The following is an 11,777-nucleotide window of genomic DNA, read 5'->3' as shown; positions in this document are numbered from 1 at the left end:
TGTACCTTGCGGGTGCTAACAAATAATGAAAACTGAATACGCATATGAGATCTGCTTTATTTGCAACAATTGTCATCAGCACTTTAGTATCCTGCGCCGGTATGAAAACAAATACACCTGGTAAATCTGAAACTTTTTACACGATCGGTCATAGGGGCACACGTGGGTTAATGCCTGAAAATACGATTGAGGCCATGAAGAAAGCGATTGACCTGGGCTGCAATACGATTGAGTTTGATGTGCATGTGACTAAGGACGGAGAAGTAATTGTATATCACGATGATTCTTTTAATCCCGATTACACCTTGTTGCCTGATGGCGCTGAGTTTAAAAAAGAAGACCGCAAGAAATACACGTTTTACCAGATGGACTATGCTGATATCCGCAAGTTCATCATCGGCAAAAAGAAATATAAAGATTTTCCGCAACAACAGCAGCAGGCAAGTTATACACCGCTGCTGGGCGAGTTGATCGACTCGGTTGAAGCTTATACTAAGGCTAAAAAACTGGCAGGCATCAATTACCTGGTAGAAATCAAAGCCAACCCGGCAACCGATGGATTTGAGCAACCGGTACCTGAAGTTTTCGTAAAGAAAGTAATGGATGTTTTAGCTATAAAGAAATTGGGTAAGCGTTTGATCATGCAGTCGTTCGACATCAGACAATTGAAGGTTTTGCATCAAAACTATCCTAAGGTTGCTGTTGGCCTATTGACGGGTGACAAGGCGGTTACCATGGCGAAAAATCTGAGTGATATGGGTTTTACGCCTGATTTCTACAATCCGCATTACGGCATGGTTACACCACAAATGATCGATACCTGCAGGAGTAAAGGGATGCTGATTGCGCCATGGACGGTTAACGACCTGCCAGAAATGAAGAAGCTTAAGGCTTTAAAGGTAAACGGCATTATTACCGACTATCCTAATTTTTTCGCTGACCTTTCTAAGTAGCATTAATTTTTGCTTCTAAATTTTCAGCGGGATTACTTCTCGTGGTTTAGCATCAGGTGGTACTGGATGCCTTCTCTTATAGCATGTAAAGCAGGGCTATCCAGTTGACATCCGATGCTTTCGCAATGTTCCGGATTTTTATCGTCCAATTGAATTTTCCCAATAACATCGCCTTCTATTGAAATTTCATATTGGGCATTACCTAAGGGGTTAATGTCGTAAAATCTTCCCTCTTCTGCTACGGCTACTTCTATTCTGAATTGTTTCATTTTCTGTCTTTTTCGTATAACAATATGAGCTGAGATAAGTTTCCAATACTATCTACAAGTTATATTTTTTGTGTACTTGTCTAGTAAACGATCAGAAGCGAACTTAGGTTGTTTTTGATTGTGTTGTTTAGAAATTCTAAATTTTATTTATTAATCTAAACATATGTCGTAAATTTAACTCATTGTAAATGGTTGTTATCAGTTATGGTGCGCTGAAAGCGTTTATTATAGTATGACAAATTAAAAGATTGCTCAATGCTTTAAATTGAGCCCCTTGATGCTACTGCGGGTGATCATGTAGTTGAATGATGTTTGTATTTGTTTCGATGAATCTAAAGCGTAAAATCACACAGGATGCCGACTACGATGTAGTTATGGCCAAAATCGATGCCTTAATGGCGAAAGGAAGTAGTAATGTTACCAGTGAGGAACTTGCTCAGATCCGCGAACTTGCACTGGAAGCGCAAAAATACGAGCATAAAAAATATACAGTCGAATTGCCGCAAACCTTAATAGGGATGATTGAAATGAGAATGTATGAATTGAAACTCAAACAAAAGGATCTTGCCGAAAAGCTTAATGTCAGCACAGCAAAATTATCGCTTATTATGAATGGTAAACAAAAGCCAGATGTAGAATTCCTAAAAGCCGTTTATACTGAACTGGGGGTAGATGCTGATTTTATATTACAACATGCGTGATATCGATTAGTAGGCATATAGGTGAGCTCTATTATTGTAAGTGCATTTATAGTTGGTTTTTGGATTATTTTTGTTGGATGGTATATAGGATTGATTTCAAAAACCTTTCTTATTTAACTAAAGGAGATGCAAGACAGCAGCTCGCTTATGTGGCAATTTCTAGGCTAGGTATCATGAATGTACTCTCTTTCTGAATTATAAAGAAGTAGCAATCGAAAAGTTCTCTTTATAAAGCGTTGGCGTAGTGCCGCGGTGTTTCTTAAAGGCAGTGTAGAAGGTGGATTTTGAATTGAATCCAACTTCATATCCAATTTCTTCGAGTTTAATTCCTTTATCGGCAGAAATCAGTTCGCAAGCACGCGCAATGCGGTATTCATTGATGTAAGATGCGAAACTTTTGCCCAGGTTATCGTTGAGCAATTGAGAAAGCTGGTGCGCACTGATATTTACTTTTTGCGCCAGATCATTTAGTTTGAGATCTGGATTTTTATAGAGTTCCTGCTCATTGATTGCTTTATGCAGTCGATCTGTTAGGCTGCTGGCATGGTCTCCGTCGATTTTCTTATTAGCGTAACGTTCAGGCTCTTCGTTCCCGAGAAAGGCAGTGTCAGATTTTTTTCTGCCCAGAAATATCGGGATGTTGAGGTATAGTAGCAGGGAAAAGAAAAGTGCCCCGGCGATGTACACGCTGCTGAAAGACCAGAAAAAGACAATCACATAGGCAATCAGGATGACCATATTACCAATAAAGATGGATAATATAGGTTTTTCGCCAGGCGAGAGCTTTTGAGTATTGTCAAATAATTTAGCAATGGTTTTTCGCAGTGTCCAGCCAGTTAAGAAGAAATAGACTACCCATTGCGCGTAAATGATGTGGACGATGTAATGATTCCAATCCCAGGGATGCGTTTCATAAGGGAGCACCAGTCCGACGCCGACGATAGCAACTATCCACCCCCAATAGGTATACTTCCAGCGTTTTGGTGTAAATTGAATATTACTTAATGCAGCTCTGGTGAAATAATAGAGTGAGGGGCCGATGAGGAAACATCCTGAAAGTCCGATTTGCAGATAGGTGCGTGGGAGACCGTGGAAAAAATAACCGAAGATGGCTTTGGTGATCCTGATGCTAAGTGCCAGCAATAACAAGCCAAGGAAGTAGGAGGCGGGCGACTTTGGCTTTTTAAAGAACAAAAGATAGCCGCTGATCACAAATCCATTGAATGCTCCTAACATGCTAAAGAAGAATAGGATCTGTTGTCCGAGGTTCATGTTCAAAAATAGTAAAATAATCGAAATCTCATGTCTGGTTCTATGATTGTCGACAGAGTCATTATAATTTTCGCATTTGACTTCTGTGCATTAATTTATTATAATATTTGTCTGATTATGAGGATTTTGTGTTTTTTAGGCGTCCTTGATTACTGTTTTAAGAGGGGTGTATGTTACGTGTAACAATGAAAAGCGCAATAGGCCTTTAAAGTGGTTTAAACCGCGATTTTGTTTTTTCTGAAATATTTTTTTTCCCACTTTAAAGTATCACCAAGGCCGATTTTGGTCTTTTTTGCAGGGGGGTGTAACACCCCCCTACACTGTTTTCATTGGTATAGGTTGTGGATATTTGTATAGCAGTTCCATAACAACAACGACAGTAGTCGTGATGTGCTGGGCTTGAGGTGCTAGATGCGTGCATTCGGTTACCTAGCAATCAGCCGGGATGGCGTTGCAAATGTTCTTTGATATATTGGATGAGTCAATTGAAGCAACTATGAATATGGTTGATAGAAGACTTGTCAAATGGGATGTTGATGAATTAATTATCTGCTCCAGGGAGAGGAGCAGATAATTTATCTGACACCGCCCATGATATTACATCGCGAAAATCTATTTTGGCTGCCTCGGTCAGTTGAATAACAGATTTGAGATCTCCTTTTGCGAGAAAAAGTACAGCATTTCTGGTATTATTTAAATTGTATGCTGATTCTGCCATAACATGCCTGAGTTCTATAGATATGAGCTGGTCTTGTACCAACTGTTGATCGGCTGTTTTGAATTGAGCTTGAATTAGTTCGATGAGTTGTGTACTTAATTCCATATCGCTTCCGTTTTTGATCGCTTACCTAGATTTTGAATATAGTGAATCTTTCTGTTTTTATGTTGTGGTGAAAATTTTTAACAGAACGCTATTCGCTCACCGGGACCTGTTTTGTCATGAGAAAACAATATAAATTAAAACAGGAACGATTGTTCCGGTATTGATTGTATGTTTGCGGAACGATTATTCCAAATAGAAAAATAGTCACTCATAACAATGAAAAAGTTAGAAAGCAAAATAGCAGTAGTAACAGGCGCATCAAAAGGTATTGGTGCAAGTATCGCTAAACACCTTGGCGCAGCAGGTGCTAGCGTAGTTGTAAATTATGCATCAGCAAAAGATGGTGCTGAGCAGGTTGCTGCCGAAATAGTTGCCGCTGGAGGAAAGGCCATCGCTGTACAGGGAAATGTATCAAACGAAGCGGATGTAACCCGTTTATTCGAAGAAACTACAAAAGCATTTGGTCCGGTAGATATCTTGGTAAATAACGCAGGAGTATATAAATTCGGCGGTATAGAAGAGATTAGTGCTGAGGATTTCCACAATCAGTTTGATACGAATGTGCTTGGGTTATTACTGGCTACTAAGGGTGCGGTTAAGAACTTCAGCGAAAATGGTGGCAGTATCATTAACATCGGTTCTGTAGTTAGTGCAATCACACCTGTTGGTAGTTCGATATATACGGCAACTAAAAGTGCGGTAGACTCGATCACTCATGTATTGGCAAAAGAGTTGGGTGGTAAAAAAATTCGTGTTAATTCTATCAATCCAGGTATGATTGAAACTGAAGGTACGCATACTGCAGGTTTTATCGGTAGCGATTTCCAGCTTGATACAGTTAAAAACACACCACTTGGTCGTATTGGTCAGCCAGATGATATTGCTGATGTGGCAGTATTTCTAGCTTCTGAGGATGCGCGCTGGTTAACAGGTGAGATTTTACTTGCCGGTGGTGGCTTAAGGTAATACAGCTCTTTTAATAGTTAATAAATTAAAATGAATAGCTTTGCTTTAACAAGCAAGGCTATTTCAGTTATGGCAAGAACGAAAGATTTTGATGAGAACGAGGTGCTGGCTAAAGCTATACAGGTTTTTTGGCACAAGGGGTACAATGGCACATCTATGCAGGATTTGGTAGACGGCCTGGGCATCAGTCGTTCTAGCTTATATGACACTTATACGGATAAACACAGCTTGTTTTTAAGGGCGCTGGATAGCTACCAGTGTAAAGGGGCTGCGCAGATTCAGGAAATTGTTAACGGAGCTGGATCAGCAAAAGCAACGATAAAGCGGCTACTTGAATTTACTGTTGAGGAATTGTTGGGCGACAGACAGCAAAAGGGCTGTTTCATGGTAAATGCAGAGGTTGAAGTTGCTCCGCATGATGAACAGGTAAGTAACTTGGTTTGTAAGAACGACCAGCAGATGGAAGATGCATTTTATCAGGTTATCCAAAAAGGTAAGGACAGTGGTGAAATCAAAGGCACACAGGATGTGCGTGCGCTTGCCAGGTTTATCTTTAATGCAGTAAAAGGTATGCAGGTTACTGCAAAGTCGACCAAGGATAAAGCAGTGTTTGATGATATCATTGCGCTGACGGTATCGGCGTTGGGGTAGGTAAGTACTTTCTTTCATCGAATTTTATCAGTCTATGGTGGAAAAAACGACGTAAAATGTCGTTATCACAAAATATTTTCATTTTGTTTTGGGGTCGGATCCTTATAGTTAAAGCTAACATTGGCTTAACATCAGCAAAAATTGTTGGCTTAAAACTTATTTCAAGGCACATTTAAAATCTTTCTGGCTCATTTTAAACGGCTTATCTGGTTTCTTTAAAAAAAGTGAGATCACTATTTGCAAAATCAATCAGAGTTTGTACTTTTGTCGCGGAGAGTTGGCAGAGTGGTCGATTGCGGCAGTCTTGAAAACTGTTGACTTGTCAAAGGGTCCGCGGGTTCGAATCCCCCACTCTCCGCCAAGGTATCAAAACCTACAAAAAGCCTGAATCGAAAGATTTCGGGCTTTTTTGTTTTAGTTGCAGGTATGGCGTGTTTTAGGATAATGTCATTTCGGTATCCAGCCTTTTCAGAAACTGCTCTGCGTTTGTTGAATGAAGCTCCTGCTTGTCTTTATCCATCTTATCATACATGTTTACCAGCATCCCCAGGCGCGGATTCTTTAAAAAGAAGTTGCGGTGTACATCCATAAATCGCCAGAATAGCCCATCCCACACAGATTGCCATGCTCCTTTTTCATAATCACTCATTTTCATTAAATAATTACTACCACTGATATAAGGTTTCGTTACCATCAAACCACCGTCGGCAAACTGAGTCATTCCGTACACATTTGGTACCATTACCCAATCGTAAGCATCAATGAACATTTCCATAAACCAGCGGTATACTTCGTCAGGATCAAACTCGCATAGTAGCATAAAATTCCCAAGCACCATTAATCTCTCAATATGGTGGCAATATCCAGTTTTCAGAATCTTCTTAATAGTAAGGTCAATAGGAGGGATTCCTGTCTCACCAGTCCAAAAACTGCGGGGAATCTTTCGTTTAAATTTCCAGTAGTTGGTAGTACGCTGCTTTACGCCTTCGCGCTCATATACCAGGTGAACAAATTCCCGCCAACCCATAATCTGTCTTATAAATCCTTCAAGAGAATTTAAGGGAATGTTATATTTTTCCGACATAGCTAATGTTGCCTGGATAATCTGCCCGGGTTGCAGTAAGCCAATGTTGAGCATGGGGCTGAGTACAGAATGGTGAAGTACGTGTTCTTTAGCTACAATAGCATCCTCATAAATACCGAATTTTTCGAAGCGGGTTTTCAAAAAGTTATCCAGCCATTTTATGGCATCGTCAAATGTCACTACAAACAGGCATTGCGTATGAAGCGCTCCATAGTTGTTAGGGAAATGCTTCTCCACATATTGTTTCGCTTCAGTAATAAACTCAATCTCTTCAGGCATTTTTAGCGAAGGTGCCTGTTCTTTTTTGGGGAACCTTTTTCTGTTGTCTTCGTCAAACGACCATTTACCTCCAATTGGTTCTCCATCCCATTCCAATAGGATGTTATTTTTCTTTCGCTGCCAGATATAAAAGTCAGTTTGAAAATAAGCTTTCTTTTTGTTGAAATATTCAGTCGTATCTTTGACAGTATTTAGGAAATTCGGACTGTCGTAAATATACAGGGTAACATGATGAATCTTGCAGGAATGTTGGATTCTCTTTAATAACCAATCGTCGGCCACTGCTGCAATTTCTATACGCGTAACACCTTGTTCCGCAAGATTAGCTACAAGTAATCTGCAGTCATTTTCTTTTGTGCATGTTTCTATATATCGAACAGTATATTCATTTTCTTGCAACCATGATTCGTAAAATTTCATACTTGCCCTGTGCAAGACTAATTTTTGCCGATGAAAATGATACTGTCTGAATAACAACGATTCCTCAACCAGATAGATGACCTGACTCTTTTTAATTGCCGGATGATTTTGAAATAGCTGGTGTGGGAAAATTAGGGTAACTGAATTTACCATTGCTAGCTAAACTTATTTGGTTATTTCGTGGGGTTCAATTCCAGGCTTTGCATAAGCTAAGCGGCCAATCGGCTGTGGTAAAAAATAGGCATCTAAGCCAGCAACTGTCATTGTTTTAGCTTCAACATGATCTACAGTGCCGTCTGTGGTAACTATGTTGTTGTTAGCCAGTATATGGATAATTTCTCCGATCACTATCGTTGTACCATTAATTTTCATATCAATTAGCTCCTGCAGTTTTAAGCCAATGCGGATGCTTGATTCTTGTACGAAAGGTGCAGTAAAACCTTCAATATACAACTCGTTAAAACCACAGGCATCAAACTCAGACACGTCCGCTGGATAAGATGCACTGGTTTGGTGTGCTTTCATGTACCATTCTGGCAGGACATTATTTAATGTATACTGCCCAGATGATTTGATGTTTTTTAGCGTGCTGTTATGCTCACGCTCTGGTCTGATAACCAGGCCCAAAAGTGGTGGGTTGGCGCCCAGGTGAAATGCCGAACTTATCAGGCATAGATTAGAGATCCCTTCATCATTAGCGGTTCCCAGGAGATTAAGGGATTTATATCCGATAACGCTATTGATCAGGCTTATTCTATATTGTTTCTCCAATTGTGCTATCTGTTCACGCTGAATGTTTACCATATTATTTCCGTTTTTAATTTCTTAATTACATCTGCATCCGTAACTACCTAACCACCAGTTGCAAGCTGAATTGATCGGTTCCCTAAATTTAACACAAACTGAATCCAGGCTTGTACTGTAGTTCGAATTAGTACAATAATAAATTATAAAGTACAATCCTGTACTTTTTTATTGAGATTTCATTCGAGGATGTATACTAAACCGTTCTTATCGAATCGGAACGATATTTGATTTGTATGAGCAGGGATACGCTGATATTCCAACCTTGAACTTTTAAAATTAAACCAAAACGACCTATGTTTTCATCTCTAACTAAAAAAGAAGACGGCGCTGAAAGCAGCGACGTAAACGGTAAAATCATGAATTCTCTTGGCCCTGTAATGGCAGAGCATTGGCCAAAAATAGAGCCGTATGCTGATAAGGCTTTAGCAGCTGCACAAGACGATTCAACTTTCGAAATGTTGGCGCGCAAGATATATCCATGGCTTCCGATGTTGGTTCGCTTAGCAATTAAGGAAGATAAATTTGTATCATTTACTTTAGAGCATAAGGGACCACTTCTTGCTAAGCTAGCTGAGGTGAAATCGAAGAATCAATAAATTACGCTAATCATTTAATATGCTCTTAGGATCAACAACTAATAATCAGTCGCAACCAAATTCAGAGTCGTTAATAATCCAGTTATTATTACAACAGCGTTATGCTGAAGCGTATGACTGTTTGATTGGTCAGCAGCCTTTACAAAGCGCGGCGCTTTATAATATGGCGCTTTGTTTGCATTGGGCAGGGAATTATGAGTCCGCTTTAAGCAAGCTCGAAAATATCCAGCTTGCCCCTCAGTTAAGCAATGGGAACAAATTAAATGGTAACGGCGAATATGTAGAGATTAGAAACAAGCAAAATGAAACTAATGATTACCTGCATGGCCTGACTGAGGTATATATAAAAGCCTTTCCATCCTTAGCGCATGATGCGATCATCAGGCTTAAGACTGATTGCTGGTTAAAGTTGCGTAACTACGATAAGGTAAGAGCTATTGCTACTCCAATTGCCAGTAAAGGGTATAAAAATATTACAGACGCATTAAAATTTGCAAATACACCCAATGATGAAAGAATTTAATGATATCAGGGATGCCTACCAACGGAATATGTTTGCGGCAGCTGCTGACAAAGTTGACATATTAAACCTATACAAACAGTTGCCAGATCCAGGCATCACCAGTGAATATGAGGAGAATCTTTACCACCTGGCCGCAAGGTTTACTGACGTTGACGCTATTCATTTTCTAAAAGAAGCTGGGCTAAAGCCAGCAACTGATAAATACGGGAATACCCCTTTACATGCGCTTACTGGTACGCGATTTGACTTTGGCGATCCTAACGTTGAGGAGGTTGCAGTTAAAATTTATGATACTGCCAGAGCCTTGTTAGATGCCGGCATTAACCCAAAAAAGAAAAATGATTCGGGCAAACTTGCCTATTTTGAAGCGGGTCTGCTTTATATGTACCCCTTTTTGCAGGCAATGGGTGAGGCCGATGTTAGGATGGACTTTACAGAAAGTGGCGGTATGAACCTACTGCATACGATATGTGATAAATTGGGAAACCGAAAAGATCTTCGGGGTGCCGTAGAAGCAGTGACTAAAACCGTAAGGATACTGCTTGAAAAGGGCGGTATTGATATTGAAGACAAAGATGTATTTGGTACCACACCACTTACGTATGCGCAGCGCAGCGGCGTAAAAGAAGTAGCGGCCTTGATATCGGGAGATGAAAGTGACGTGGCCACAGGCGGAATGACTATTCATGAGGCTGTCTTAAACCGTGATCCTACTGCCGTAGAAGCTTTGATCAACGCTGGAGTCGATTTGAATGAAGTGTCTGATCAGTACAGGCGTACAGCCCTGATGCTGGCATGTGAATACGCTTCTGCGCCATTAGTGAAGCTGTTGGCCACAGGTGGGGCAGATGTAAATTTCAGAGCGGGAAATGGGGAGACTGCTGTTTATTACTTGATTACCAAATCGGTAAGTAATTTCGGGAGGGGGATAAGTCAGGATCTTAAGGACGTGGTAAAAATGCTGCGCACCTTATTGGAAAACCGATTAGACTTTAACGCCGCTGTTGATAATGAAGGTAATACTGCGCTTAATCTGGTATGTCAGGCTGGATACCTGGCTGATCTTAATTCAAGTCTGGCAGAAGAGTTGATTGATGCCGGTGCCGATCTTAACCAACCCAACCAGTCAGGTAAAACGCCATTAATGTCTTTTGCGCAGCGGGGCAACGAAATGAAATATAACATTGCCGAGTTATTGCTTGATAACGATGCTGATACGAGCTATGTAGACCAATTGGGAAATACTGCATTAATCTATGCAGCTGGAAATTCTGATCAGATGTCGGGTAAGCGGATCGTTTCTTTGATTTTGGAGAAAGATAAATCAACTCTGGAAAGGGTAAATAATGCTGGTCAGACGGCCATGGACGTAGCTATTCAGAATAACAATGAGGCCGTTGTTAAACAACTAATGATATAAAAAACGCAGATAGAGCAATATGGATAATATGTTTTTAAACGCATGTAAAAATGCACAAAAAGGAATTGTACAGGCTTTTTTGAAAAAGGGTGGGATAAATGTAGATAAGCGCGACAGTTTGGGTAATACTCCTTTATATTATGTTTGCGCTAAAGGTGCAAAAGATATTGTAAAACTGTTGATTGAGGCCAATGGCGATGTGAACCTGGCAAACAACATTACCGAAACTCCATTACATATTGCTGCACGCAGTGGCAGCAAAGAAATTATTAAGTTGCTTACGGATGCTGGTGCTGATGTTAACGCGAGCAATAATACTGGGCAAACTCCCTTATTTTATGCCGTGTTGGCTTACAAAACAGAAACGGCCTTGAACCTGATCAGCCTGGGTGCTGATACTTCAGTTAAGGACAACGCAGGATTTAATGTGTTGGATCATGCTACTGCAAATGGTTTGCGCGATTTAGTTTCCGCACTATCGAACGGCAATGTTGCACAAAAAGACGATCATGGCAATACACCCTTGCATCAGGCGGTTTATAATAACCAGAGTGAAACGGTTCGGGCGTTAATTCAAGCTGATGCATCGAATGTCAATGAATTAAATAATGATGGTGTTACTGCTTTGGTATTGGCAGTGAATAATTCTAATATTCATTTAGCCGAGTTGCTGGTTAAAAATGGTGCTGATGTAAATCTGCACCTGTTAAATGGAAATTCAGCCCTGCATTATGCAGCGGGTTTAGGAAACCAACATATGGGAAAATTACTGATTAATGCTGGTGCGGAGATTAATTCGCGCAACAGCTTTAGTGAGACGCCACTACTTGTTGCCGCTCAATGTGGCTTTAATGATTTTACAGCGATGCTGATCGAAAAAGAGGCGGATGTAAATGCTGTAGATAATGGAAGTAGGAGTGCCATGGATTTTGCCAGCGAGCGTGGTTATACTGAGATTTTAGAACAGTTGTTAATGGCAGGTGCGGATGGTAAATAAGCACGTGGATTTTACG

The 11,777-nt window shown here is 40.4% G+C and carries 13 protein-coding genes and 1 tRNA gene; 9 read left to right on the top strand and 5 right to left on the bottom strand.

Annotated elements, in window-relative coordinates; genetic code table 11:
- The first annotated feature begins 44 nt into the window (after positions 1 to 44).
- Positions 45 to 953, top strand: a complete 909-nt coding sequence (locus CLV32_RS02250; protein ID WP_133551952.1) for a glycerophosphodiester phosphodiesterase family protein — start codon at positions 45 to 47, stop codon at positions 951 to 953.
- Positions 954 to 985: 32 nt separating this feature from the next.
- Here the strand turns inward: CLV32_RS02250 and CLV32_RS02245 are convergent, their stop codons facing one another.
- Positions 986 to 1,222, bottom strand: coding sequence for a hypothetical protein (locus CLV32_RS02245; RefSeq protein WP_133551950.1), 237 nt, complete (start codon positions 1,220 to 1,222; stop codon positions 986 to 988).
- Positions 1,223 to 1,527: 305 nt separating this feature from the next.
- Between CLV32_RS02245 and CLV32_RS02240 the strand changes: the two genes are divergently transcribed.
- Entirely contained in the window at positions 1,528 to 1,923 is a 396-nt protein-coding gene (locus CLV32_RS02240) for a helix-turn-helix domain-containing protein (RefSeq protein WP_243732218.1), read from the top strand.
- A 195-nt stretch (positions 1,924 to 2,118) separates the two neighbouring features.
- Here CLV32_RS02240 and CLV32_RS02235 read toward each other — a convergent pair whose 3' ends face one another.
- Together CLV32_RS02235 and CLV32_RS02230 are read right to left on the bottom strand one after the other, a co-directional pair.
- Positions 2,119 to 3,195 (bottom strand): helix-turn-helix domain-containing protein, encoded by a 1,077-nt coding sequence (locus CLV32_RS02235; RefSeq protein WP_133551946.1) that lies wholly within the window; start codon positions 3,193 to 3,195, stop codon positions 2,119 to 2,121.
- Positions 3,196 to 3,736: 541 nt separating this feature from the next.
- The gene (locus CLV32_RS02230; RefSeq protein ID WP_133551944.1) at positions 3,737 to 4,018 is read right to left on the bottom strand and encodes a hypothetical protein; all 282 of its coding nucleotides are present in this window, start codon (positions 4,016 to 4,018) and stop codon (positions 3,737 to 3,739) included.
- A gap of 216 nt (positions 4,019 to 4,234) precedes the next feature.
- Between CLV32_RS02230 and CLV32_RS02225 the strand changes: the two genes are divergently transcribed.
- From CLV32_RS02225 to CLV32_RS02215, 3 genes are all read left to right on the top strand, one after another.
- The gene (locus tag CLV32_RS02225; RefSeq protein WP_133551942.1) at positions 4,235 to 4,984 is read left to right on the top strand and encodes an SDR family NAD(P)-dependent oxidoreductase; all 750 of its coding nucleotides are present in this window, start codon (positions 4,235 to 4,237) and stop codon (positions 4,982 to 4,984) included.
- 30 nt (positions 4,985 to 5,014) lie between these two features.
- Positions 5,015 to 5,635 carry a TetR/AcrR family transcriptional regulator gene (locus tag CLV32_RS02220; RefSeq protein WP_243732217.1) on the top strand — a complete coding sequence of 207 codons (621 nt, stop codon included), beginning with the start codon at positions 5,015 to 5,017 and terminating at the stop codon, positions 5,633 to 5,635.
- Between the two features lie 271 nt (positions 5,636 to 5,906).
- Positions 5,907 to 5,996, top strand: a tRNA-Ser gene (locus CLV32_RS02215).
- Positions 5,997 to 6,071: 75 nt separating this feature from the next.
- Here CLV32_RS02215 and CLV32_RS02210 read toward each other — a convergent pair.
- The gene (locus CLV32_RS02210; RefSeq protein WP_133551940.1) at positions 6,072 to 7,571 is read right to left on the bottom strand and encodes a cryptochrome/photolyase family protein; all 1,500 of its coding nucleotides are present in this window, start codon (positions 7,569 to 7,571) and stop codon (positions 6,072 to 6,074) included.
- A 12-nt stretch (positions 7,572 to 7,583) separates the two neighbouring features.
- Positions 7,584 to 8,222, bottom strand: a complete 639-nt coding sequence (locus CLV32_RS02205) for a flavin reductase family protein (RefSeq protein ID WP_133551938.1) — start codon at positions 8,220 to 8,222, stop codon at positions 7,584 to 7,586.
- A 296-nt stretch (positions 8,223 to 8,518) separates the two neighbouring features.
- Between CLV32_RS02205 and CLV32_RS02200 the strand changes: the two genes are divergently transcribed.
- The 4 genes from CLV32_RS02200 to CLV32_RS02185 are packed head-to-tail and all read left to right on the top strand — an operon-like array spanning position 8,519 to position 11,761.
- Positions 8,519 to 8,821, top strand: a complete 303-nt coding sequence (locus CLV32_RS02200; protein WP_133551936.1) for a hypothetical protein — start codon at positions 8,519 to 8,521, stop codon at positions 8,819 to 8,821.
- A gap of 19 nt (positions 8,822 to 8,840) precedes the next feature.
- Complete coding sequence (locus CLV32_RS02195; RefSeq protein ID WP_133551934.1) at positions 8,841 to 9,344, top strand: hypothetical protein; 504 nt, start codon at positions 8,841 to 8,843, stop codon at positions 9,342 to 9,344.
- A complete protein-coding gene (locus CLV32_RS02190; RefSeq protein WP_133551932.1) occupies positions 9,328 to 10,764 on the top strand; it encodes an ankyrin repeat domain-containing protein in 1,437 nt (478 codons plus the stop codon). Before CLV32_RS02195 ends, CLV32_RS02190 begins: the two co-directional genes overlap by 17 nt.
- Positions 10,765 to 10,783: 19 nt before the next feature.
- Positions 10,784 to 11,761, top strand: a complete 978-nt coding sequence (locus CLV32_RS02185; protein ID WP_133551930.1) for an ankyrin repeat domain-containing protein — start codon at positions 10,784 to 10,786, stop codon at positions 11,759 to 11,761.
- Positions 11,762 to 11,777: the final 16 nt, after the last annotated feature.

It is taken from the genome of Pedobacter duraquae (assembly GCF_004362245.1).
Taxonomy (GTDB): domain Bacteria; phylum Bacteroidota; class Bacteroidia; order Sphingobacteriales; family Sphingobacteriaceae; genus Pedobacter; species Pedobacter duraquae.
Note: the sequence above shows the minus strand (reverse complement) of the source record. Positions and strands in the feature narration are given on the sequence as shown.

Bases quoted from the DNA above. Each gene is read 5' to 3' on its own strand.
- CLV32_RS02250 (WP_133551952.1), top strand. From the start codon at position 45: ATGAGATCTGCTTTATTTGCAACAATTGTCATCAGCACTTTAGTATCC.
- CLV32_RS02245 (WP_133551950.1), bottom strand. From the start codon at position 1,222: ATGAAACAATTCAGAATAGAAGTAGCCGTAGCAGAAGAGGGAAGATTT.
- CLV32_RS02240 (WP_243732218.1), top strand. From the start codon at position 1,528: ATGATGTTTGTATTTGTTTCGATGAATCTAAAGCGTAAAATCACACAG.
- CLV32_RS02235 (WP_133551946.1), bottom strand. From the start codon at position 3,195: ATGAACCTCGGACAACAGATCCTATTCTTCTTTAGCATGTTAGGAGCA.
- CLV32_RS02230 (WP_133551944.1), bottom strand. From the start codon at position 4,018: ATGGAATTAAGTACACAACTCATCGAACTAATTCAAGCTCAATTCAAA.
- CLV32_RS02225 (WP_133551942.1), top strand. From the start codon at position 4,235: ATGAAAAAGTTAGAAAGCAAAATAGCAGTAGTAACAGGCGCATCAAAA.
- CLV32_RS02220 (WP_243732217.1), top strand. From the start codon at position 5,015: ATGAATAGCTTTGCTTTAACAAGCAAGGCTATTTCAGTTATGGCAAGA.
- CLV32_RS02210 (WP_133551940.1), bottom strand. From the start codon at position 7,571: ATGGTAAATTCAGTTACCCTAATTTTCCCACACCAGCTATTTCAAAAT.
- CLV32_RS02205 (WP_133551938.1), bottom strand. From the start codon at position 8,222: ATGGTAAACATTCAGCGTGAACAGATAGCACAATTGGAGAAACAATAT.
- CLV32_RS02200 (WP_133551936.1), top strand. From the start codon at position 8,519: ATGTTTTCATCTCTAACTAAAAAAGAAGACGGCGCTGAAAGCAGCGAC.
- CLV32_RS02195 (WP_133551934.1), top strand. From the start codon at position 8,841: ATGCTCTTAGGATCAACAACTAATAATCAGTCGCAACCAAATTCAGAG.
- CLV32_RS02190 (WP_133551932.1), top strand. From the start codon at position 9,328: ATGATGAAAGAATTTAATGATATCAGGGATGCCTACCAACGGAATATG.
- CLV32_RS02185 (WP_133551930.1), top strand. From the start codon at position 10,784: ATGGATAATATGTTTTTAAACGCATGTAAAAATGCACAAAAAGGAATT.